This is a genomic window from Pseudobacillus wudalianchiensis (assembly GCF_001685015.1).
In the GTDB taxonomy this organism is placed as follows: Bacteria; Bacillota; Bacilli; order Bacillales; family Domibacillaceae; genus Pseudobacillus; species Pseudobacillus wudalianchiensis.
Map to the genome: position 1 here is coordinate 275531 of NZ_MAYT01000001.1, position 24049 is coordinate 299579.

The 24049-nt window shown below is 43.2% G+C and carries 25 protein-coding genes; 22 read left to right on the forward strand and 3 right to left on the reverse strand.

Translation table 11 applies throughout. The features are described from left to right. Positions 1–38: 38 nt before the first annotated feature. From A8F95_RS01355 to A8F95_RS01365, 3 genes are read right to left on the reverse strand one after another with little or no spacing between them, the layout of a single operon-like run. Complete coding sequence (locus A8F95_RS01355) at positions 39–2228, reverse strand: hypothetical protein (RefSeq protein ID WP_065408902.1); 2190 nt, start codon at positions 2226–2228, stop codon at positions 39–41. Further along, positions 2228–2827, reverse strand: a complete 600-nt coding sequence (locus A8F95_RS01360) for a PulJ/GspJ family protein (protein WP_065408903.1) — start codon at positions 2825–2827, stop codon at positions 2228–2230. Before A8F95_RS01360 ends, A8F95_RS01355 begins: the two co-directional genes overlap by 1 nt. Beyond that, positions 2769–3332 (reverse strand): type IV pilus modification PilV family protein, encoded by a 564-nt coding sequence (locus A8F95_RS01365; protein WP_065408904.1) that lies wholly within the window; start codon positions 3330–3332, stop codon positions 2769–2771. Before A8F95_RS01365 ends, A8F95_RS01360 begins: the two co-directional genes overlap by 59 nt. A gap of 111 nt (positions 3333–3443) precedes the next feature. Between A8F95_RS01365 and A8F95_RS01370 the strand changes: the two genes are divergently transcribed. The 22 genes from A8F95_RS01370 (at position 3444) to A8F95_RS01475 (ending at position 24041) form a co-directional block, all read left to right on the forward strand. Then, on the forward strand, positions 3444–5189 hold the full coding sequence (locus A8F95_RS01370; protein WP_065408905.1) for a putative sodium/potassium/calcium exchanger: 1746 nt from the start codon (positions 3444–3446) through the stop codon (positions 5187–5189). A gap of 2 nt (positions 5190–5191) precedes the next feature. Then, entirely contained in the window at positions 5192–5890 is a 699-nt protein-coding gene (locus tag A8F95_RS01375; RefSeq protein ID WP_065408906.1) for a PRC-barrel domain-containing protein, read from the forward strand. 24 nt (positions 5891–5914) lie between these two features. Beyond that, complete coding sequence (locus A8F95_RS01380) at positions 5915–7255, forward strand: VanW family protein (RefSeq protein ID WP_065408907.1); 1341 nt, start codon at positions 5915–5917, stop codon at positions 7253–7255. A gap of 24 nt (positions 7256–7279) precedes the next feature. After that, positions 7280–8941 carry a GspE/PulE family protein gene (locus A8F95_RS01385; protein ID WP_065408908.1) on the forward strand — a complete coding sequence of 554 codons (1662 nt, stop codon included), beginning with the start codon at positions 7280–7282 and terminating at the stop codon, positions 8939–8941. Between the two features lie 6 nt (positions 8942–8947). Continuing rightward, positions 8948–9997, forward strand: coding sequence for a type IV pilus twitching motility protein PilT (locus A8F95_RS01390; protein WP_065408909.1), 1050 nt, complete (start codon positions 8948–8950; stop codon positions 9995–9997). Continuing rightward, positions 9990–11201 (forward strand): type II secretion system F family protein, encoded by a 1212-nt coding sequence (locus tag A8F95_RS01395; RefSeq protein ID WP_065408910.1) that lies wholly within the window; start codon positions 9990–9992, stop codon positions 11199–11201. The genes A8F95_RS01390 and A8F95_RS01395 overlap by 8 nt, the downstream gene beginning before the upstream one ends. 97 nt (positions 11202–11298) lie before the next feature. After that, the gene (locus tag A8F95_RS23150; protein WP_065408911.1) at positions 11299–11793 is read left to right on the forward strand and encodes a prepilin-type N-terminal cleavage/methylation domain-containing protein; all 495 of its coding nucleotides are present in this window, start codon (positions 11299–11301) and stop codon (positions 11791–11793) included. Further along, the gene (locus A8F95_RS01405) at positions 11774–12544 is read left to right on the forward strand and encodes a prepilin peptidase (RefSeq protein WP_245671095.1); all 771 of its coding nucleotides are present in this window, start codon (positions 11774–11776) and stop codon (positions 12542–12544) included. The genes A8F95_RS23150 and A8F95_RS01405 overlap by 20 nt, the downstream gene beginning before the upstream one ends. Positions 12545–12567: 23 nt before the next feature. Further along, positions 12568–13521: a type IV pilus biogenesis protein PilM gene (gene pilM / locus A8F95_RS01410; RefSeq protein ID WP_065408912.1), complete on the forward strand. Its 954-nt coding sequence runs from the start codon at positions 12568–12570 to the stop codon at positions 13519–13521. Positions 13522–13524: 3 nt separating this feature from the next. Then, positions 13525–14148 carry a hypothetical protein gene (locus A8F95_RS01415; RefSeq protein ID WP_065408913.1) on the forward strand — a complete coding sequence of 208 codons (624 nt, stop codon included), beginning with the start codon at positions 13525–13527 and terminating at the stop codon, positions 14146–14148. Between the two features lie 5 nt (positions 14149–14153). After that, positions 14154–14924: a hypothetical protein gene (locus A8F95_RS01420; protein ID WP_065408914.1), complete on the forward strand. Its 771-nt coding sequence runs from the start codon at positions 14154–14156 to the stop codon at positions 14922–14924. Further along, a complete protein-coding gene (locus A8F95_RS01425) occupies positions 14917–15375 on the forward strand; it encodes a prepilin-type N-terminal cleavage/methylation domain-containing protein (protein WP_176713590.1) in 459 nt (152 codons plus the stop codon). The genes A8F95_RS01420 and A8F95_RS01425 overlap by 8 nt, the downstream gene beginning before the upstream one ends. Before the next feature lie 109 nt (positions 15376–15484). After that, positions 15485–16435: an SPOR domain-containing protein gene (locus A8F95_RS01430; protein ID WP_065408915.1), complete on the forward strand. Its 951-nt coding sequence runs from the start codon at positions 15485–15487 to the stop codon at positions 16433–16435. Positions 16436–16773: 338 nt separating this feature from the next. Continuing rightward, positions 16774–17361 (forward strand): Maf family protein, encoded by a 588-nt coding sequence (locus A8F95_RS01435; RefSeq protein WP_065408916.1) that lies wholly within the window; start codon positions 16774–16776, stop codon positions 17359–17361. 21 nt (positions 17362–17382) lie between these two features. Next, positions 17383–18072, forward strand: coding sequence for a RadC family protein (radC, locus tag A8F95_RS01440; protein ID WP_065408917.1), 690 nt, complete (start codon positions 17383–17385; stop codon positions 18070–18072). Between the two features lie 132 nt (positions 18073–18204). After that, on the forward strand, positions 18205–19221 hold the full coding sequence (locus A8F95_RS01445) for a rod shape-determining protein (protein ID WP_049663447.1): 1017 nt from the start codon (positions 18205–18207) through the stop codon (positions 19219–19221). A 207-nt stretch (positions 19222–19428) separates the two neighbouring features. Then, entirely contained in the window at positions 19429–20322 is an 894-nt protein-coding gene (gene mreC / locus A8F95_RS01450) for a rod shape-determining protein MreC (protein WP_065408918.1), read from the forward strand. Continuing rightward, a complete protein-coding gene (gene mreD / locus A8F95_RS01455; RefSeq protein ID WP_065408919.1) occupies positions 20319–20834 on the forward strand; it encodes a rod shape-determining protein MreD in 516 nt (171 codons plus the stop codon). The genes mreC and mreD overlap by 4 nt, the downstream gene beginning before the upstream one ends. Positions 20835–20910: 76 nt before the next feature. Beyond that, a complete protein-coding gene (gene minC, locus A8F95_RS01460; protein ID WP_049663442.1) occupies positions 20911–21597 on the forward strand; it encodes a septum site-determining protein MinC in 687 nt (228 codons plus the stop codon). Further along, a complete protein-coding gene (gene minD, locus A8F95_RS01465; protein ID WP_049663440.1) occupies positions 21590–22399 on the forward strand; it encodes a septum site-determining protein MinD in 810 nt (269 codons plus the stop codon). Before minC ends, minD begins: the two co-directional genes overlap by 8 nt. Positions 22400–22531: 132 nt before the next feature. Beyond that, complete coding sequence (locus A8F95_RS01470; RefSeq protein ID WP_077247160.1) at positions 22532–23191, forward strand: M23 family metallopeptidase; 660 nt, start codon at positions 22532–22534, stop codon at positions 23189–23191. Further along, entirely contained in the window at positions 23184–24041 is an 858-nt protein-coding gene (locus A8F95_RS01475; RefSeq protein WP_065408921.1) for a M50 family metallopeptidase, read from the forward strand. Before A8F95_RS01470 ends, A8F95_RS01475 begins: the two co-directional genes overlap by 8 nt. Positions 24042–24049 lie beyond the last annotated feature (8 nt).

The window sequence follows — 24049 nt, forward strand, 5'->3', positions numbered from 1 at the left end:
AAGGCGCCCTAAAAGTCTAGCTTTTAGGGCGCCGTTTTTTATTCTACGGTTAGGTCATCCGGATAGATGGACAAATATTTGACTTTAGGAAGAGTTTCGAAGTTTTGCAGTAACACGTCTTCGTTGTAATTGACGATGAAGCGGGAATAGAAACCCTCTTGGTCTTTAACACTAACTTCCTCAGGTTTCCCATCTGAATCCTTCTCAGTTTTTCCGCGTATCGCGTTAATTTCCAATTGACTTTTTGCAAAAAGGCCCCCGTCTACGTAAAAGAGTGAGCCAACGCCGTATAATTCAGCTTCACCCTCTGTATAGAAAAATCCTTTGATCGGTTTAATGTTCAATTTACTATCATCTACATGATCAGCCGGTACATAGTTTGTATTAGGTGTTTCCTCCAGCTCTTCGTAATTGTTAAATTCGTTAATTCGCGTGATCACTAAGCCAGCTTCTCCAGAAAGTAGAATAAGCTGTTTTATCTGATTGTTCATTGTATCCTCGTCTTCTAAGCCAACAATATTTAAGTTGGAAACCATTGCTTCTCCGGAGGCGTACATAACTCCATCTACCTTTAATTCATCGTTTTCTTTTGCCGTTCCTTCCGTATTGCCGCGTAAAATCAATTTTCCCTTTGCATAGACGTTACCTTTAAAGGATGTCTCAAGTTTTTCATCGAGATTATCATAGATCAGCAATGTAATATTATTATTATTTTCATTTCCTAAGGAAAGGATATTTCCTTTTATCTTAGCTTGCCCGTTTAATGTAAGGACAATAGTATCCTCTTTATTTTCTCGTTCCTCTAGCTTGCCAGCTACAAGGTCATTAGTTAACACTAATTTTCCGTCAGTTTCGTTTGTTATGTTTATTTTTTCGGCTGCAAATAGGTTTTGCTTCTTTGGAGTACCCTCATTGGAAATAAACATCGTGTCTTTATTCGTGATCGTTAATGTTTGCTCGGTAGCAATCGCTTTTTTTGTTTCAACTGTACCCTTATTGTTCATTAATGTAATCGCGCCCTGAGATGCTATATTACCTGCGATTGATAGATTGCCATTATATGAAATGATTTTAACTGTTCCAGTTGCATAAATATTGTTGAACGTCATGCTTTGATTGGCGACGATCAAAAGATCACCATGAACATAGAGATCATCCGCAATTATTTTTTTGTTGGTGTTCGTGATGATCAAGTCACCAACGTGTTTACCAGCTTCTCCTAAAACGTCTTGATCATTAAAAACGATAGTCTTTTCAGGTATAGGGCCTGGGAGGCTCTTTGCTACTTCTATACCTTTAGCTATGTCATTTTGTAATGAAGGCACCGCTGTCGATAGACTATCTTTATTTGGTACAGCAACTTTTCCAAGCGCTTTTCGTTGCTCTTCCTCAAATGCTCCTTCAAAGTCAATTTCCTGATACTGGCTGTCATTTTTTAAAGCTGGCACCTTGTCTTTGTAAAAATATGTTTTTCCTTCCTCATCTCGACTCCTTAAAAGATCAAGAATTTCCTGTAAGTGTCTGCTGTTAAATTCACTCGCATAAAGATCTTTCATAATAGAAGGATAAGGTGTAGCCATCTTCTTATCCGGACCCTTTTCTGGATCATAGGCTCCACTGTAATATTTAGCATTTTTACTAATCAATAATTGATTAGCGAAAATGTTTCCGTTAATGTTCGGTGAGCCATTTAAGATGAGCTTTCCATCTTCAGCCCCTACCGCATATTTTAAAAAGCTTGGCAGCGGGGAAATAATGAGCCGCTTAGTTGCTGTTCGGCGAATGTTTCCTTTTTCTTCCCCAGTTTTGGCTGTGACATAAATTTCGTATACGCGTGTTAGTGTATTGTTAAATTCCGCGGGAGTTAAATAACCTTTAGCTGTCGTTACATCTTTAAAATCTATTTTCTCAATCCCTTTTATTGGATCTTCATACCGCATTTTTAATGTGGTGAGGATCTCATCAATTTGCGCCGAAACACTGCCTGTAGTTAATTTAGCGATTTCATATTTTGGTGAGCTTTGCAGTTCGGCAGACAAATCAGCTGTTATTTGGTCAATGACTTTAATAGAGGCAAATGCCTTGGCGATTTCCTCTTTACGAATTTCTGTCCTTTTTGTCCCGCCGAGCGTAGAGGCGATGATGCTTAAGCCTAAAGCAGTGAAAATAACGGTTATTAATAACACAAGCAGTAGGGCATTTCCTTTATTGTTGTGCATAAGGTTCATTAGAAACCAAACTCACTTTCTAGATCGAGATTTTGACTTGTCTTTGCATCGCCGAGCTTCATGTTAATTTTGATTAAGCCAGAGGAGCACTTTCCATTAGAATCCGTTTCCTGACAAGAGAAGGAAAGGGTTGTATCTTTAAAATCCGATTTTGTTTCCACCGGAACCCCTTTGATCTGCAGGACGGTTCTTTCGTCTTCCTCAGCTACTTTTATTTCCGTTTCTTTTACTTCGCTTTTTGCTTCTTTTTCTATGTCATAGTAGGTTGTCTTTTCAGCCCCTACTCTTTTTAACTTGGCCTCTTTTGCGTCCACTATTTTAATGCAATTTGTTCCACAGCTTTCCACGTAGTCAAATGGCGTGGCGAAAAATTCATTCATGATCATCGTGACGGCATAATCAGCATCTTCGCGAAATTGGACTTCAGCGGTTTGCCGGACATATGCTTTTTGCCCGCCGTTAAAGACAGACCAGACGATCGGAGAGATAATCGCCATAATGACAATGGTCAGCAGCACTTCTATAAGAGTGAGCCCGCTTTTATCGCAAATCCTCGCTTTTAATCGTTCCTTCCAGCTCGGTTTCTTTTTTCTTTTCATTTTGATACCAGCTCACCTTCACTTTGACTGGGATGTAATAGTTATAAAATGTATCATTATTTTCTTCTTCAGCGGTTTTTTCAGAGCTCACCGTTACATAATAGTCTCCGCCATTAATTGTAACGGGCCGACAGCCAGTTGGGAGTGGCGGAGGTTCCTCCATTTTGGATTCTGATAAGGGGTTAAGAGTATATCCTTCTGTTTGATCACCTGAATCTTTACACAAATACAACCCAAACTGATCCTCAGTAGCCGTAACGGGAGTGGCGTCCGTGTAAAAACTATTTCTTATTTCGATAAAGTTTTCTTTCTCTAAAAACATCATCGCATTTCTCGCTACATTGAGCGCTATCGTTTTATTCTGATTAGAAAGGTTATAAGTACCTGCCTGATAGAAAAAATGTGTAAAGGTTAGTAGAACGATTGACAAAATCGTCATAGCGAGCAAAAGCTCCAATAAAGTGACACCTTTTTGTGACCGACATACAAGTTTCGACAGGTTCATCGCTTTCCCTTCTTTCAAAATAGCTGACTTTATTATACAATATTTTGTAGTTCATTTTTCCTTTAATCGGTAAGATATGAATATATTTCTCCAAAGGTGAGGCGTTCTTACATGACCCGTTTAGTTCTGATGTTAATGGCCTTTTTTTTAGCTATACCAATTTTATATTTTCTTCCTTTGGGGTTAACGATAACAGGAAGTTTTTTGCTGTTAAGCATCGCTTTGCTGATTGCGGGAGGTAGTGTTTTTATGGAGCCCTATGTGCCGCTGTGGCAGAACGTGCTCGTTTGTTTACTTCTTGTGGCTGCGATGGCTTATTTTTTGTTTAAGTATAAGGGCCATAAGATTATGAGCGAATGGCCGGGGAATAAAGAGGAGAGCCCAGATGAAGATTGGCTTGAAATAGAGGGGGAAATGACCGAAAAGAAAGAGGAAAAGCGGCTTGCACAAATAGAAGAGCCATCGCTAAAGGCTTCTTTGTTTGAAACAAATATGAATCAAACAATTGGACAGACAGAGCAGGAAACGAAGCCTCTGTATATAGACAAGGAAGCTAATAAGCTAGAGGCAGGAGCAGAACAGCTGTATGAACAAGTGGAGTTAGAACCGGCTGCAGGCAAAGAAGCCGTTCCCACGGAAGAAGCTGAAGCATTGGAAGCAGATCTGGAAAGCTTATTAGCAAGAGAAGAAGAACTGTCCATTTTTGATCAAGAGACACCGGAAGAAACCGATGTACCCCATGGGCATGAAGAGGAACACTATTATTTAGAGAGCTTATTTGACGAAATAATAGAAGAAGAGAAACATGAACCATCGATGTCCAGGACAGAAGAAAAGAATTTGGAAGCTGATAGAGAAATAGCTTTTGAAAATATAGCAGAACAGGAAGCAGACTATATTGCTCCATTGAATCATTTAGATTTTGATGAATTATTTGAAGCAGAGTCTGATATGGAAGAAAAAACAGAAATGATGGAAGCCCTCGCTCCTAAAGAAGATGAGGAAGCCCCGTCAGCGGTAAATAAATTGGAAGAGGCGGACTTCCTGTACGGTGAAGAAGAGATAAAAGAGCGGTTGCTTGAGCAAGAAGAGTTCCTTCACGAGTGGGAATCTGAAATAGAAGAGCCGGCAGATTCTAAAGAAATAGTAGATACTGCCGACGAACTAACAGAAGAAGAGATGGGAAACACCCATCAAGAGGGGGACCAGCCTCTAATAGTGGAACGAGATGAATCCGCTCCTATGCTGCCGGAATCAGAGGTTAATGATGAGCAGCCAGAAGAAGAGTTAGAGAAACATAATCAGGAAGAGGCCCAGCTTCCAACGTTGGAATCAGAGGAACCTACTCTTGTGTTGTCAGAAGCAGAGGCTAATAATGAGGAGCAGCTGCCGGAAGAGGAAGAGCTAGAAGAGCATGCTCAAGGAGAGTTTCACCCTTCAACGCTGAAACTAGATGAATCTGTTCCTGCGCTGCCTGAAGAAGCAGCTGATGATGAGGAACATTTGGAAGAAGAGATCATGGAGTCTTTACCTGAAGAAGTAGAAAGAGCTCCGTTATCCCGTGAGTGGCTTCATATAATCATACAAGAACTAGAATTGAAAAAAGAACTGTGGACGTTTGCAGCAGCAGAGGAAGCGATACAAGGTTATTTGCGCGCACCGCTGAACGACCGGGACTATTATACATTTGCTAAATTGCTTCTCTCTTTTTACGTAGAGAAAGGGGCGTTTGAGAAAGCTTCTAACTGGACAGCTGAATTGAAAGATCGCTTTTCAGCTTATCCAATCATCATACAAGAATTACAGTTAGTAGAATCCTATATAGACGAAAAATTTAATGAAGACAGGTGGAAGTAAACATGAAAAAAAGCGCAGAAATTAAAGGATTGCCTATTATTAGCATTATGGATGGTTCGGAAATCGGACGTGTTAAATCATTAATTATTAACCCTGACCAGGGCACTGTTGATTTTTTTACCATTGAACATGAAGAGTGGCAAGTAGGCGGCAAAGCCATTCCTTTTAAAAAAGTGATTGGCATTGGTGAGTATGCCCTCACGATTGAAAATGAAGGGGCTATTATTGATCTGAATGAAATTCCAATTGCGAGTGATTTATTGAACCGTAAAACAAAGATCGAAAATACGAAACTTATGACACGCAAAGGCCAGTTAATCGGCGAGGCAAAAGAATACGTTATCGATGATGAAACAGGGAAAATTGTCAATCTTGAAGTAAAGGTTCAAGGCGACATGATGACACTTGATCACGAATTTGTCGTTACCTATGGAAAGGATATCATTATTGTGACAGAGGAAGCAGGGACACATCTCCATTCTATTGAAGCAGAACAAAAGCCAGCTGGAGCAAACGGTCTTGCGGCGATCGAACAGCAGCAGGATGAGTTGCTAAAAGGTAAAACGGTTCGCAAAGATATTATTGGAATGAATAGGGAAGTTCTCATTTCTCAAGGGACAGTACTGAACGAGCAGTCTATTCGCACCGCAAGAGAAGCAGGTCCAGAAGTATTCGTAGAGCTGAGCATGAACGTAGAATAATGAACAGGGAAAGGGTGTCAGCCTATGAACAAGCAAGGCTTTCTTCGGATTTTGCTCATTCTAGCGATCATGACAGCTTATTTCGTAACATTTTCTTCCTACGGCTCCGTTGCATATGAAAAAATCTTTCACTTGTCGACCGGCTTTGATGAAGGAACGAAAATTGGTCCAATAGACATCTCGCAGCAAACAAAAGTCGAAGCATTAAAGCAGCTACACACCCAAACAGAAGAGTGGCAGAAAGACAAAAAGATTACATTACAATATGTCGAAAAAGAAGCGGCACTTGATCCCGGTATGGTTGAATTCCAGTCAAAAACATCTGTCAAGAAGGCGGTTTCCGGTCAGGAAAATCCGCTTTTATGCATGGTAGATAAATCTGCTATTGAAGAAGCCGTTCGTGAAAAGTTTCCGAAGGTCAGCAAGAAATCACTAGATTATGATGGAATAGCGAGCGACCTGCAGGACATCGCTTCCTCTTTACAAAAGGATGGAACGGTTATTGATCTATCACTCTATTTAAAAAAAGAAGAAAAGCAGGAAGTTGTCGCTGAGGCGCTGCTTGGAAATGATGTGCTGACGCGGGAACTGCAAGCTTTTATTAAGCAAACACCTGCCGTCAAACTAAAAAGCAATATTGCATTCTCTTTTTTAGATTGGATGGAAGAGGCAGATGATCTGTCCTTGGATGAAGAGGATAAAAATGTCCTTTCTTCTTTATTATACCGGCTCGTGTTGCAGACAAACTTTTTAATTTTTGAAAAAAATCAAGGCACTGAGCTTCCATCTTATATTGAGCTTGGATATGAAGCGAAGGTGAATAAAGTAAAAGAGCTGGATTTTATTTTTATGAATGAAAACCCTGCAGATTATACGTTGGAGTTAAAGATAGTCAATAACAAACTATATGGGGCTATTAAAGGTTTACCGTTTGCTTATGACTACAAAGGCATTTTAAAAAACAAGAAAGTGCTGAAGCCAAAAACGATTTTGCATTTTTCTCCTAATTTGCCATATGGACAATGGCAATTGAAGCGCCCAGGTAAAAAGGGCGAATTAATTCAAATGTACCGTGTTGTCTATAATGGGCAATCGGAGCGAATGAAAGAGGAGAAAGTGAGTGAAGATTTTTATCCGCCTATTCATCGGATTGAAGTGTACAGCACACAGGAGCCGCCGATAGAAAAACCGGAGGAAGCCGAAAGCAGCGAAGAGAAGCCGGCAGATGAAACTGAAAAGGCTCCTGAAACGAACGTGCCAAAAACAGAAACTCCGTCTGTTCAAGAGCCGCCTGCACAACAAACAGAAGAGTCAAATAAACAGGCGCCAGCAGTCGCTGACGAGTTACCGGGTGAAGCAAAATAATGTCAGTAAATGAAGGGGAAGATTATGCGTCAGCAGCGTAAGCGTTTAGGAGATTTATTAGTAGAAGCCGGTTTGCTAACGGAGGAACAATTACAAACTACCCTTGCGGAAAAAACGGAAGGCCAAAAGCTTGGAGATGCTCTTTTACAGCGAGGGTACATTACCGAACAGCAGTTAATTGAGGTATTAGAGTTCCAGCTTGGCATTCCACACGTCAGCTTATATCGTTACCCGCTAGATATAAAGCTTTTAAGCTTGATTCCGAAAGAAACAGCGAAACGACAGTTGATGATTCCTCTAAAAAAGGAAGAAAACCGGCTGTTCGTCGCCATGGCCGATCCGATGGACTATTATTCTATTGAAGATTTGCGGCTTTCTACCGGTTTTCAAATTGAGACAGCCATTGCTACGAAAGACGATATTATTCGAGCGATTAAAAAATATTATGATGTAGACGATAGTTTTGATGAGTTAACTCTTCCGTCACCGCAAGAAGAGCTGCCAGGAGACCCGGCTTTTGCAGAAGAGGATTCGCCGATTGTCCGGCTTGTGAATCAGCTGCTTTCTAATGCGGTAACAGAGAAGGCAAGTGACATTCATATCGACCCGCAAGAAACAAAGGTAATCGTCCGGTTCCGGGTAGACGGTATGCTGCAGATTGAGCGTCAGCTGCCAAAGCATTTGCAGAGCATGCTAATCGCCCGGATTAAGATTATGGCGAGTCTCGATATTACGGAGCACAGGGTGCCACAGGACGGGCGGATTAAAACAAATGTTGATTTCCGTCCCATTGACTTGCGTGTTTCCACATTGCCAACGATTTACGGCGAAAAGGTTGTCATGCGGATTCTGGATTTAAGCAGCTCGCTGAACGATTTGAATCAGCTTGGCTTTAACAGTGTAAATTTAAAACGGTTTAAGAGCATGATCGAAAGCCCGAATGGCATTGTTCTCATTACGGGGCCGACCGGATCAGGTAAATCATCGACCTTGTACGCTGCCTTGAACAAGCTTAACCAGGAAGAGGTCAACATTATTACAGTGGAAGATCCGGTAGAGTACCAGCTTGAAGGCGTTAACCAAATACAAGTGAATCCTAATGTTGGCTTAACCTTTGCGGCAGGACTGCGCTCAATTTTACGGCAGGACCCTAATATTATTATGGTTGGGGAAATCCGCGATAAAGAAACAGCTGAAGTAGCCATCCGTGCCTCGCTAACGGGACACTTAGTCCTCAGTACATTGCATACGAATGATTCACTGACAAGCATTACCCGTTTGGTAGACATGGGAGTCGAGCCCTTTCTCGTCGCTTCTTCTGTGAGTGGCATCGTCGCCCAGCGGCTTGTAAGGAAAGTATGTCGTGACTGTGCGGAAGAACAAGAAGTATCTCAGCGAGAAAAAGAAATTTTTGCCCAGCGTGGGCTGCGAATTGAAAAGGTAACGAGAGGGCGCGGCTGCTCTTCTTGTAATATGACAGGGTACAAAGGGCGGTTAGCTATCCATGAAGTGCTGACAATGACGGAAGAGATTAGAAAGGTCATCTTGAACAATGAGCCTTTTTCAAAAATGAAAGAGATAGCGCGCAAACAAAAAACTATTTTCTTAATCGACGATGGCTTGCTGAAAGTCAAGCAAGGAATAACCACAACAGAAGAAGTACTGCGCGCTGCCTTAATGGAGTAGTGGGAAATGAAAGAAAAACTCGATTTTTTATTGCGATCCGCTTTTGAATTAAAAGCTTCAGATATTCATTTGACTGTTGGATCACCTCCCGTTTTTAGAATACATGGAGATCTGAAGCGTTATGGAAAAGAGAAGCTGACTCCGAATGATACGGAAGAAATGGCAAGGGCGTTGATTCCTGATCATCTTTGGGAGGAATTCAAGGAGCAGGGAGAACTCGATTTTTCGTATGGAATCCCACGGGTGTCAAGGTTTCGCGTCAATACGTTTCATCAGCGATCCTGCGTGTCACTGGCCCTCCGAGTTGTGCCAGCGCATATTCCAACGCTTGAAGAGTTGCAGTTGCCTTCTATCCTGAAGGACATTGCTCAAAAGCCGCATGGTCTTGTTCTTGTCACCGGGCCGACAGGAAGCGGGAAATCCACAACGTTGGCCAGTATGATTGATTATTTAAATAAGCATACGCGTAAGCATGTCATTACCTTAGAAGACCCGATTGAATATTTGCATAAGCATGGCACTTGTATTATTGACCAGCGGGAAGTCGGCTATGATACGCGTAATTTTGCCAAAGGCTTGCGCGCCTCTCTGCGCCAAGATCCGGATGTGATTCTCGTTGGGGAAATGCGTGACCTCGAAACGATTCAGACCGCGATTACTGCAGCGGAAACTGGGCATTTAGTGTTTGCGACGCTTCATACGTCTAGTGCACCGGCGACGATTGAACGGATCATTGACGTTTTTCCGGCTGAACAGCAGCCGCAAGTCCGCATTCAGCTGGCGACCGTACTGATGGCCGTTATCTCCCAGCGACTGTTCCCGACAGCCGATAAGCAGGGAAGGAAAGCAGCGCTGGAAATCATGATCAATAATTCAGCCGTGGCAAACTTAATCCGTTCTGAAAAAGTCCATCAGCTTATTAATGTAATGCAAACATCTAAAGCGCAAGGAATGCAGGTTATGGGTGATCAAATTAGGGAACTGGTAGAACAGAGGCAAATTGCCAGAGAATCAGCCCTGCCTTACATGAAAGAAAGGGATAAGCAAAATGGCTAGATTTAAATATGCGGGCCGGGATCGAAAAGGCAAAAAGTCAGGCGTGATCACCGCTAACACTAAAAAGGAAGCGGCAGCGAAGCTCGCAAAAAGCGGCATCCGTGTCATTGAATTAGAAGAACAGCCAGAAACCTTGCTGACGAAGGACATTACGATCGGCAACCCTGTGAAGCTTGAGCAAATGGTGATGTTCTTGAAGCAATTCTCGACGCTGCTTCATGCCGGAGTGACCGTTGTCGATGCGATCGTCATATTAGCCCAGCAAACCGAAAGCAAAGGACTGAAAAAAGCGCTGGCTGTTGTGGAAACCGAGCTGCGGGAAGGGCGGCCGCTTTCAGAAGCGTTCGCGAAACAAAAAAAAGTTTTCGAGCCGCTGTTTGTTAATATGGTGCGCGCTGGCGAAGCGACAGGAAGCCTGGACGAAACATTGGAGGAAATGGCAGATCATTATGAGCAGCAATACCGTACACGGCAAAAGGTCATCTCGGCTCTTGCTTATCCAATCGTCGTTGGCTTCATTGCGATTGGAGTTGTGATTTTTCTTCTTGTTTCCGTTGTGCCAACGTTTGTGACAATGTTTGACGACCTTGGCGGCGAGCTGCCGGCCATTACGAAATTTGTCATCGGCGCCAGTGACTGGATGCAGGCATACTGGTATGTTGTTGTAGCGATTGCTTTGCTTGTCACGATTGCCGTTTGGGCGGTTCGACAGCGCAAAGAAACGAAATACTATCTGGATTACTTTTTGCTGCGAATGCCGATTTTCGGAAACCTGCTGCAAAAGGCGGCACTTGCTCGCATGACCCGCACATTAAGCTCTTTATTTTCTAACTCGGTGCCAATTTTGCAGGCGCTTGACATCGTTGCGCATGTCGTAGAAAACGAGATTATCGCCAAAGTCATTCATGAGTCAAGAGAATCATTGGAGCGGGGCGGTTCAATGACAGAGCCCATGAAAAGGCATTGGGCCTTTCCACCCTTGATCCATCACATGATTGCCATCGGGGAAGAAACTGGTGCGCTTGACTCCATGCTCGCCAAAGTCGCCGATTTTTACGAAAGGGAAGTTGAAGCGGTGACAGACCGGCTGAAAGCCCTTATCGAACCGCTAATGATCGTGGCACTTGCTGCGATCGTTGGCACGATTGTTACATCCATCCTTGTACCTATGTTTGAAATATTCAACACAGTTCAACAACAATAGATGTTGGAAAAAATACACAACTTTTGGTTGATTTTGGTGTAGGCAAATCATAAGATAGCAGTATAAGAAAATAGTAAAAAAGAAGGAGGAATATATAATGATAGCGACGATTAAACAAAGACTGAAAGACCAAAAAGGGTTAACGTTAATTGAACTTTTAGCTGTTGTTGTTATTTTAGCGATTATTGCAGCCATTGCCATTCCGGCGATTGGCGGATTGATTGATAATACGAAGAAGGATGCTCATATTGCAAACGCTCAGCAAATGGTAAATTCTGCAAAGACAGCGATTGCATCTGAAAAAGAATTGACAAAAAACTCAACAATTTATTTGTCAATGCAATATCTAGAAGATAAGGGTTATTTAGAACCTGTTGAAGATCCAGATGGTACAGCTAGTTCAGGATATGCTAAAGGATCATCAAGTGCAGCTGTTACTACTGCTCCTGCTGCTACAACTTCTTACGTTGAAATTACAAAAAATGCTACTACAAAAAGCTTGACTTATAAAGTAAATCTTGTTGGAAGTGAAAGGAAGATTGCTACTAGCGAATTAAAAGATATTGATAGAAATGATGTTGTTGCAAAGTAGTAATATAGTTATAGTATTTTTCGTCACCCTCTACGGCCTTCTATTCGGCTCCTTCTTTAACGTAGTCGGCCTGCGAGTCCCGGCAGGACAGTCGATCGTGCGGCCGCGCAGCGCTTGCCCAAAGTGCGGCCATATGTTGACGGCAAGAGAATTGATTCCGGTTTTATCTTATATGATGCAAGGAGGAAAATGCCGCGTCTGCCGGACGGGCATTTCCCCTCTTTATCCTGTAACAGAGCTGGCGACGGCGCTGTTATTTTTGTATGCGTATCTTTCTTTCGGGCTGACACCGGCATTTTTTATGGCTGTGCTGTTGATCTCGATGCTCGTTATTATTACAATATCGGATTTAGCGTATATGATCATACCGGATAAAATTTTGTTGTTTTTTGCCGCACTTTTCATCGTGGGACAGCTGCTTTGGCCGCTGTCTCCGTGGTGGGATTCGTTGCTTGGAGCGGCTGTTGGCTTTTTCTTGCTCCTGTTGATTGCGATTGTGTCAAAGGGCGGAATGGGCGGCGGAGATATTAAGTTGTTTGCTGTCATTGGGTTTGTGATCGGAACGAAAGCGGTGTTGATGACGTTTTTTCTTTCGTGTGCACTTGGCGCATTTATTGGCGTATTTCTTTTATTTTTTGGTATAGTAAAAAGAGGAAAACCGATGCCGTTTGGCCCGTTTATCGCAGCGGCAGCCATCAGTGTCTACTTTTATGGTGACCGTGTGATTGACTGGTATTTTTCTTTTTTTTAACTAACTATTAAGGGGACTTCAGCATGGCTTTTACATTGTTTAGAAGAAAGGACCGCACCGTTAATTTTATCGTAACCGACTATATGATTCGCTTTGTTGAATTGCGCCAAATGGAGCCGATTGTTGTCGAATGCTACGGAGAACGGGAATTGCCGGAAGGAATCGTGCGCAACGGTGAAATAATCGACTATGAATCATTGAAACTGATTTTAGAAGATGTCTTGATTGAATGGGGAATCAAAAAGCGGGACGTGCGGTTTGCGGTGCCAGATCATTATATTGCCATTCGTGAAGAGCAGCTGCGTGAAGATCTGGAAGAGGATGAAATCAAAGGCTATTTGTTTTTGCAAATTGGATCGACGATTCATCTTCCCTTTGAGGAGCCTGTGTTTGATGCTGTTGTGACCGGTGAAACGAATGGCCGAAAAAACGTACTGCTCGTAGCGGCCCCAGAAGAAGAAGTCCGCAAGTTTTGCGAGTTGTTTGAAGATGTGAAGCTGCGATTAAAAGCCGCTGATATTACTCCGTTGAGCCTTTATCGCTTTTTCTATTATCAGGGGCTCACAGAAGAAAATCGACATGAGCTTGTTCTCCATGTGCGGAGAAATTTAATGACGATTTCTATTTTTCATTATCATCAGCCGAAGTTTATTAAGCCGGTTTCGCTAGAGGATGCCCAGTCGTCCGCTTTGCTCGAATTAGGAGAGGAAGAAGTATCCGGGTTAATGGATGCTTTAAAAGAAGTAGCGAATGTCGTAAATTTCTATGAAAATTCCATTTACAAAGGACAGGCGCAGATTGGAAAAGTATTTGTGAATGGAGATCATCCCCGTCTTGCCTTCGTAGAGACGTATATAAGGGAAACGCTTGGCCTATCTGTTGCGGAACAAGAGGGGATAGAGGTTATAGATAAAGATGGTGAACCTTTGCCATGTGCTTACTACGCAGCTGTCGGCTTAGGATTGAAAGAGGTGTAGCCGATGCTCGTTGATATTAACTTACTGCCAGAAAAAGAGAAAAAGCGCGCCTCTATTTTAATTCCGTTTCTTTTGCTTTTACTTCTGATCATAGCGGGCGCTGGCACTTTTTTATGGATACAAACGAAAAAAAACGAAGTAGAATCGGTAGACTCTAAGCTGAAAACGACTGTTCAACTGCGGGAAACACTCGAAATGAGTCAAAATGAGCCAAAAGGGGACGAGGAAGACGTCAAGAAATTGAATGATGCGATTGTGTGGGCAGAAACCAAAAAGCTGAAAGCTGTTCCGGTTCTGAATCACTTAATCTCTCTTCTGCCAGAGCGCGGCTTTTTTCTTGAATACTCTTATACAGCAAATGAAACGGTAAGGCTAGGGGTTCAATTCGACACGAGCAGACAGGCGGCTTATTACTTAAGTGAGTTAAAAGCCTCAGAGTGGGTTGCCGACGCGAAAATCATTGCGGTTACAACGTCTGTAGACGAAGAAGAAAAAGAGGCAAAGAAATTGCTGGAAATCACAGATGCCTTGCCCCGTTACGGAGTAGAGTATGAGGTTGCGCTCGATAAAGCTTTCATTCTAGAAAAACAGCAAAGTGAAGAACGAGAAAAGCGGGGGGAGAAGTGATCAATATGTTTCAAAACAGACGCCGTATCCTTATTCCTCTGTTCCTTCTTTTGCTGGCTGCTGTGTGTGTTTATATTTATTACGCTTTTTACCAGCCGCTTACGTTAGAGCTGCAATCCAAGAAGCGGGAATTACAATCAGAAGAAAAACTGATTGAAGCGTTGGAGTCCCAAATGGGGAAGACACCTTCTAAACCGGTTATAGCGACAAACAACCTGCAGCAAAGATTGCCTGTGAAACCGATGACCGATCAATTGCTTCTCGATTTTGAAAAGATTGAGCTGCTTTCCAACAGTACCATCACCGAGATGAATTTTACGGATGGGGAAGTGAAAGAAGAAGCCAATCTGCTGGAGGATGCTAAAAAAGAAGAAACGAATACGGCGAATAACAGTCAAGCCGATGAGCAGACAACCGATCAGGAAAAAAAGAAAGTACAAGGTGAGGCTGATACAACAGCCGTTCCAGAAGTACTGCCGGCGGGGATAGAGAAAATCTCAGCGCAGCTTACTGTTGAATCGGACAGTTATGCGGAGATGGAAACATTTTTAGCGGAATTAGAACAGCAAATTCGCATTCTGAATATTGAGCAACTTACATTCGATGGACCAGAAGAATTAGACAAACTCGAAGGAACCGATGAGCCTCTCGTCTATGATGTGACTGTTGCGGCTTACTATATGCCGGAGCTGCTTAGCTTAATGCAGGATGTACCGAAAGTGGATACACCGAATCCAGCAAAGAAGGAAGATCCGTTTGTTAAAATTAATGACTAGCGGACAGAAAGGCTTTCCTATGGAAGATGAAAAAGGATATACCTTAATAGAGCTTTTGGCAGTAGTGGTGATCCTTGCCATTATTGCAGCCATCGCTGTCCTTAGCATGAGCCGGCTGATTGAACAATCAAAGGAGAAAGCCTTTGTGGCAAATGCGCATGCATTAAAATCAGCCGCTGACCTTTTCATCAAAGATAAAACAGCACGGGAAGAACCAGTTGCTTCAAAAATCACTTATCTTTTTTTATATAACGAGGGGATGATCGAAGCATTTTCCGATCCGTTTACCCAGACGCAGCTAGAGCCCTCAACGGACTCTTTCGTTCTGACAGATGGAAAACGGGTGACGGGCGTTTGTCTAAAAGGCCATGAAAAAAAGCTATGCGGAGAAGGAGCCGACACAGGCTTGGCATCCGCCGATTTAGCAGAAGAAAATATTAAGAACAAATAAGAATGTTGGCGAAATTTTTCCAGAACAGGGCGACAAAAGTCTTGTTCTTTTTTTTATCCGCTATGTTAGCATGAAGGCAACTTCAATGGAGGCGGAAGGATGATCGCGAATGATGGACAAGGATAAGCCAAAGAAACGACAAGAGATCTTTTTAACGATCGGCGGAAAGAAGAAAACAAAAGTGGTCACGCAGGAGTGGAAAAAAGGGGAAACCGAGAGTGCTGCTGCGATTGAGCCGAAGAAAAATGAAGACGAATTCCAATGGCTGCTTCCTGAAGAGACGGAACGAAAGGAAGACGTCCTTACACAGTATGTGCCGGTACAAAAAGCAGCAGCGAAACGGGCGACAGGAAGGCTCTTTATTGTTGTCATCAGCGCTGTGCTTGTGGGAGTCTTGCTCGGTTATTCATTGGTGAAAATTGTAACGCAGCAAAAGGAAGGAGCCACACCGCCAGCCGTATTAAAAGAAGAAAAAGCCAAACAAGAAAGAGAGGTTGCGACACCCGTTGCTCCGGCAGCGCCAAAAACTGAAAAAACAGCTCTTCTGCCGCTGGAAATGGCTGTCGTCCAAGGTGGGATTTTTTCAACGAAAGAGGCAGCGGACTCAGTAAAACAACAAATGAAAGACTTAGGGCTTCCTGCTGAATCCGTGCGGCAAAATGGCCAGTATTTGGTCTTATTGGCCGCTGCTTCTACTATCGAAACGGCGAAGGCTGTGGGCGGTCTCTATCAAACAGCTGGAGCAGATACGTATGCAAAACAGGTATCGATCTCTCCGGCTCAAGGCTTGTCGGAGGAAGCTGGTGAAATGGCGGTGTTATTCTCGATTGTAGCAGAGGAAAGCGGTAAAACGGCCGCTGGTCTCAGCGGGGATCAAAGCAAGCTGGAGGAGGCTGAAAAAAAGTTAGAAACAGTGAAAGTGCCGTCAAGTGACGAAGCGTCCGCTAAGCTGAAACAACTGCTGACAGAAGCGTTAACTGAAGCCAAAAGCGATCAGCCGCAGGCCGCCAAAGCTGCGCAGGAGAAGCTTCTGGCTTTTTTAGCTGTTTATAGTGAATAAGAATAAGGATGCGCCATGCATCCTTCAGGCTGTTGATAAACGTTCGCTGTCTTCGTTGCTCACCTGGCTGTGGCGCTTATGACCTTGATGGCCACTTCGCTCCTCGCCAGGTTTCGCGTCTAGAAAGACAAACGCTTTTAATCAGCCCGATAAATATATAAAATAGACTTTGTCTCGATCTCTAAGGGTGTACAGTGCATCCTTTTTATTTTGTGAAAATGTTGGTTTTGAGCGGAAATAAGTGTTCTTTTCTCACGGCAGAAAAATTTGTAGTGTTTTGGCACTTTTGATATGATAGCGGTGTATCTCCCTTACTCTTGAAAGATAGGTGAATGGATTTGACACAATTAATTCTAGCTTCTGGTTCCCCACGACGTAAAGAACTCCTCGAACAAATCGGCTTGGCTTTTACAGTGAAAGTAAGCCATGCAGATGAAACTATCCCCTCTGGAATAACCCCAGAAGAAGCGGTTATGCACTTAGCTTCCGTGAAAGCTGCGGCTGTAGCGAAGAACGATGAAGATCACTTTGTTATCGGTGCAGATACCGTTGTCGTCCTCGATGGAGAAATTTTAGGTAAGCCAAGCGATCGCCAAGAGGCAAAAGAAATGCTTCAGCGTCTTTCTGGCCGCACGCACGCCGTCTGCACAGGAGTGGCCGTGAGGCATAAAGGAAGCGAGTGCAGCTTTTATGAAAAAACGAACGTCACTTTCTGGAAGCTCACGGAAGAAGAGATAAATGGTTACCTCGATACAGGAGAACCGTTTGATAAAGCTGGTGCATACGGCATTCAAGGAGCAGGAGCCATCTTCGTCAAAAAAATTGATGGCGACTATTTCTCCGTTGTTGGCCTGCCGATTTCTTCTTTGTACAGACAGCTAAAGCAAATGGGTTGGCAAGGCACGGCTTTCTTTTTCCCTTCCTGAAAAGAATGAAAGGAGAAAAAGATGACCAAAGAAACGTTTATGATCCGTGATGTTCCGGTGGAAGATCGACCGCGGGAACGATTGATTGCCAACGGGGCAGCAAGTCTGTCCAACCACGAACTCCTCGCTATTATTTTGCGAACGGGCACGAAAGCGGAGTCCGTTCTGCAAATCGCTAATCGTCTCTTGCAAGCATTTGAAGGCCTTCGTTTGTTAAAAGAAGCCTCTCTTGAAGAAATCACTTCCATTAAAGGCATCGGTGAAGCAAAAGCTGTTCAAATTATGTCGGCCCTTGAGCTGGGAAGGCGTATTAGTCAACTAAAGTTTGAAGATCGTTATGTGATCCGATCACCGGAAGATGGGGCCAATTATGTGATGGAAGAAATGAGATTCCTAACACAGGAGCATTTTGTTTGTCTCTATTTGAATACCAAAAATCAAGTACTGCACAAGCAAACCTTGTTTATCGGCAGTTTAAATGCTTCGATCGTGCATCCGCGGGAAGTGTTCAAGGAAGCTTTTCGCCGATCCGCTGCCTCGATCATTTGTATCCATAATCACCCGTCAGGAGACCCGGGACCGAGCAGGGAAGACATTGATGTGACAAAGCGGCTAGCCGAGTGCGGCAAAATCCTTGGTATTGAATTACTCGATCACTTAATAATAGGAGAAAAGAAATTCGTCAGTCTAAAAGAAAAAGGCTATTTATAACGCTAGGATTTTTTTTTTCATTCGGTTATAATATAAGTTATGATTTTTCCTAGTTGTTTTTGTCGAAAAATAAAAGAATAATGTCAAATCAATCATGATAAAAGTAATGGACCGAGAAAGGGAGATACTTGTATGTTTGGAATTGGAAGCCGAGATCTTGGAATAGACTTAGGAACGGCTAATACGCTCGTTTATGCAAAAGGAAAAGGTGTCGTTGTTCGTGAGCCGTCTGTTGTGGCTCTGCAGACAGATACAAAACAAATTGTGGCAGTCGGAAACGATGCTAAGAAAATGATCGGCCGTACACCGGGGAATGTAGTAGCCACGCGCCCGATGAAAGACGGAGTAATCGCTGATTATGAAACGACTGCTACGATGATTAAATACTATTTAAAACAAGCAACGAATAACGGGAAAGGCTTTTTTGCAAGCAAGCCGTATGTCATGGTTTGTGTACCATCTGGCATTACAGCTGTTGAAGAACGGGCGGTCATTGATGCGACTCGTCAAGCGGGCGCTCGTGATGCTTATACGATTGAAGAGCCGTTTGCAGCTGCTATTGGCGCTAACCTTCCTGTTTGGGAACCGACAGGAAGCATGGTCGTTGATATTGGCGGCGGTACGACAGAAGTAGCGATTATTTCACTTGGCGGCATTGTAACAAGTCAGTCGCTTCGCACAGCAGGGGATGAAATGGATGATGCGATTGTCGCTTACATCCGTAAACAGTATAATTTATTAATTGGTGACAGAACGTCTGAAACAATTAAAATGGAAATTGGCTCAGCTGGTGATTTTGAGCAGTTGCCAAGCATGGAAATCCGTGGCCGTGACCTATTAACTGGATTGCCAAAAACAATCGAAATCACTGGGGAAGAAATCGCTGATGCTTTAAAAGATACGGTAACGGCGATTGTGGATACGGTCAAAAGTACATTAGAACAAACCCCGCCGGAATTAGCAGCAGATATTATGGATCGCGGAATTGTTTTGACAGGCGGCGGCGCGCTTCTTCGCAATCTCGATAAAGTCATCAGCAAAGAAACAAATATGCCTGTGATTATCGCGGAAAATCCGCTTGATTGTGTAGCCATCGGGACAGGAATGGCCCTAGATCATATCGACCTATTCAAAAACAAAAATAAATAAGCAAAGTGGACCATATGGGTCATGAGCGCGTCAGGTAATAAGGAAAGTGAATATTTCTTATGGCCTGACGGCTCGGCTTTATCCGACAGTATAGCGGCTTAAGAAAAGAGAGCCGCCCTGAAACAAGCGCTTTCGCTTTGAATCTATCCGGCAGCAGCGGACAGCTGCCGGATTCTAACTTAATGCAAAAAAACAGAGGTGGAGTATATGCCACAATTTTTTACAAATAAGCGTCTGATTATTTTACTTGGAAGCATTATTGTTCTTGTCGCTTTGATTGGTTTTTCTCTTCGTGATCGAGAGAATTTATCCTGGCCGGAGCAATTCGTCAAAGACATTGTCGGTTTAGGGCAAGCAGTGGTGTCTAAACCTGCTAACGGTTTTGCAGGTTTTTTTGATGAAGTGAAAGACTTGCGAAATACATATGAGGAGAATAAAGAACTCAAAGCAAGGATTGAAAAGACTGCCCAGCTGGAAAGTGATGTGGCCCGTCTTAAAAAAGACAATGAGGAACTTCGAAAAGTAATTGATAAAAAGAAGAGTTTAGCAGATTACGAGCCGGTACAGGCAACCGTGATTGCTCGCAATCCAGACCGTTGGTATGATGTCCTTACAATCGATCAAGGAGAAGCAAGAGGCATTCAGCCTGATATGGCCGTTATTACCGCTGAAGGATTGATCGGAAAAGTAAAAAATACATCAAAATTTACGTCTACTGTTCAATTGCTGAGTGCATACGATTCGAGAAACCGTGTATCTGCGGTCATTCAAGGGAAAAGCAACGTCTATGGCGTTATTGAAGGCTATAATCAAGAGGAGAAAGCCTTGCTCATGACGAAAGTTCCTTACGATTCTAAAGTAAAGAAGGGCATGTTAGTTGCCACGTCCGGCAAAGGAGGAGTTTTCCCGGAAGGCTTAATCATTGGTAAGATTAAGAAGATGGTTCCGGATGAATTTGGTTTAACACAAACGGCTCTTATTACACCGGCAGCATCCTTTAATGATCTTGAGCATGTAATGGTCACAAAACGCAGCATGACGACTGTTTTTCCAGAAAAAGCGGAGCGTAAACAGGTTCTTGTCGAGGAGGGGAACTTGTGAAGCGGCTTTATCTTCCTCTCCTTATGATCGTTCTCTTTTTTAGCGACAGTGTCTTTACAACGGTATTTCCAGAAATGGCTTTCGACGGAAAATACTTCATCATTCCACGCTTTTTTACCGTTGGTTTATTACTTATGGCCATTTTTTTTGATCGCAATACAGCGATTAAATATGGCTTTCTATTTGGCTTTCTTTTTGATATCTTTTATACCGGAGTGCTTGGGGCTTACATGTTTTTCTTGCCATTAATTGTATATATCGTATCAAAGCTTGTGAAAGTCTTACAAAATAATTTATTCATTTTGACCTTTATTGTCTTATTTGGGATCTTTTTGCTGGAGTTAATTTTGTTCCAGTTAAACGTAATTATTAAGAGGACAGAAATGGATTTAACACAGTTTATGTCGCTTCGCTTAGGGCCGACATTGCTTTTAAATCTGATCTTCTATCTTCTTCTAGCGCTCCCGTTAAAAAGTGCTTTTGAGAAGCTTCAGCGCATTTATAATGACTAGGTTCATAATGATAGAAAAAGAGGAATCGGAAGAGGGTTTGTCGAATTAATTGGACGACAGAGGTGAATTTCGTGCTATGAAGACAAAACAGAACGTTGTCATTAAAGGGACAAAAGACGGACTTACATTGCATTTGAATGATAAGTGCGCATACGACGAGCTGCTGCAGGAACTGAAAGAGAAAATGGATGCCGTTAACGGCCAAGAGCACGGTTCGATCCTCACAGTTACTGTTCAGGCGGGAAATCGTTATTTGCTGGATGAAGATATAGAAGAGATAAAGAAAATAATTAATCAGCGCGAGCATCTTGCTGTAGAGGCCATCAAGTCCAATGTTATGACGATGGAAGAAGCGATCCGCTGGAAAGAGGAAAGCGAGATTGTTTCATATACAGGAAGAATCCGCTCTGGACAGGTTCTTGAAGTTCCCGGCGATTTGCTGCTGATCGGTGACGTCAATCCTGGAGGAACAGTAAAAGCCGGAAGAAATATTTTTATTCTAGGGGCTTTGAAAGGGATGGCACATGCCGGCTGTTACGGAGACGAAACAGCTGTGATTGCTGCTGGCCGGATGATGCCGTCCCAACTTAGAATCAGTCATTATTTTAACCGCGCACCTGATCGTTATGAGGAAGAAGATTATTATGAGACAGAGTGTGCTTACATAGATGATTCTAACCAGATTGTGGTTGACCGCTTGCAGGTGCTTAAGCATCTGAGACCGGGGATTTCTACGTTTAAAGGGGGAAAGCACAGTGGGTGAGGCTATAGTTATTACATCTGGAAAAGGCGGGGTCGGCAAAACCACCACTACAGCCAATTTAGGTACCGCACTTGCATTGCAAGAGAAAAAAGTTTGTTTAGTTGATACAGATATTGGGCTAAGAAACTTAGATGTGGTAATGGGACTAGAAAACCGGATTATTTATGATTTGGTAGATGTCGTAGAAGGACGCTGTAAAATCCATCAGGCGCTCGTGAAAGACAAGCGTTTTAACGACCTGCTATACTTGCTGCCGGCGGCTCAGACAACAGATAAATCAGCGGTCCGTCCTGAGCAGCTCAAAAAATTAATGGAAGAATTAAAACAAGAATTTGATTACATTTTAATAGATTGCCCGGCTGGAATTGAGCAGGGATACAAAAATGCCGTGGCTGGAGCGAATAAGGCGATTGTCGTAACCACTCCTGAAAAGTCAGCCGTCCGTGATGCTGATAGAGTGATCGGGCTGCTGGAAAAAGAAGAAGGAATGGAACCGCCGAAGTTAATCATTAACCGCATACGCAGTCATATGATGCAGCAAGGCGATATGTTAGACGTAGATGAAGTAGCGGCACACTTATCGATTGAATTACTCGGCATTGTGATTGATGATGATGAAGTCATTAAATCTTCTCATAATGGGGAGCCCGTTGCCCATAATCCAAACAATCGGGCTTCAATTGCTTATCGTAATATTGCTAGAAGAATCCTGGGAGAGTCTGTTCCCCTTCAACAGTTAGATGATATCAAGGAAGGTTTTTTCACTCGGATTAAGAAATTTTTCGGTGTCCGTTCAAAATAAGAATAGAGTTCAAGCAAGCTGCCTAAAAGTGAATAAGCTAGGGCAGCTTTTTTGTTGTCTGAATTCTTTCTTCTTAATCAGGCTTGTCACTCATATAGTGTACAAACCTGTGTAGAAAAGGAGGAAAGACACGTGAAAGAAGAGAAAGAACTGTTTCCGCTGGTAGAAGAAAAAGAAGAACTGCATCCCTTGTTCAGCTGGGAACGCTTTTTATTTAAGTGGCTGGCTGGTGCAGCGTTAGTATTATCGACAGCCATCTTGTTTCAGCATCCCTCGCCTATTTTGGATGATGGACGAGAGTGGATGGAGAAGACAATGGAAAAGGAATTTCCTTTTTCAAAAGCAGCTGAGTGGTATGAAAACGCACTTGGAGAGCCGCTGCCTTTCACAATAGATGGCTGGAAGGAGAAAGAAGACAGTCCAAGTCAACCAGCTGAGATTGCCCTGCCAGCAGGCGGGCGTATTGTAGAGGACTTTCAAACGAATGGACAAGGAATCCTCGTGGAGACTGGACCGGCAGAAGAAGTAAAGGCGATCAAAGAAGGGACCGTGATCTTCGTGGGGGAAAAGGAGGGGCTAGGCAAAACGGTTATTTTGCAACACTCCGATAATAGTGAGTCGTGGTATGGCCATTTGTCTGATTCCTCAGTACAACAGTATCAACGAGTAAAGGCGGGTAGTACGCTCGCAAAGGCAGAGGCGGGAGAGGATGCAGCAGGCGGGCAGTTTTATTTGGCCATCAAAAAGGATAACGTGTTTATCGACCCAAACGAGGTGGTTCCGTTTGAGTAAATGGGCAAAAAATATACATGTTCATCCCCTCTTGTGGGGAGTGGCGGGTGTTTGTATATTGACGGGAACTTTTTTGCATCTTTTGCTTGCTTTTAGTGTGATTGTGATTCATGAATTAGGACATGTGGCTGCTGCTCACGCACTTGGCTGGCGCATTAAAAAGGTAATGCTTCTCCCTTTTGGAGGAGTGGCAGAAGTGGACGAGTATGGAAACCGGCCTTTGCGCGAGGAACTAATTGTCGTACTCGCTGGGCCGCTGCAGCATTTGTGGCTGTTTGCGGCGGCATGGCTGGTGCATCAAGGAGGAATATTGCCTGACAACATATATGAAGCGTTCTGGCAAATAAACGCAACCATATTGCTGTTCAATTTGCTTCCTGTTTATCCGCTTGATGGCGGCAAGCTGCTTATGCTCCTTTTTTCTACAGTCCGGCCATTTTTATCTGCTTTTCGCCTCGTCATTATCTGCTCGGCATGCCTGTTATTCTGCCTGCAACTGCTTGCTTTTCTCTTCTTTCCTTTTCACTTGCAAGTATGGGCATTGTTTTTTTATTTAGCCTGGACACTGTGGCAAGCCTGGAAAGAAAAACGATACGCTTTTATACGTTTTCTACTAGAACGCCATTACGGCAATAAAGGGTCAGCTGGTTTTTTAAAACCTTTAACGGCACCGGCAGGCGAACCGGTCATGAATGTATTGGAACGATTTCAGCGTAATGCCAAGCACATTATTTATGTGACAGAAGGGGGAGAAAAACAAGGCAGGCTTGATGAAAATGAACTGTTGTATGCTTATTTCTCAGAAAAAAGAACAGATTCCCTCCTAAAAGATCTGCTGCCTATCGATTGACGGGAGCG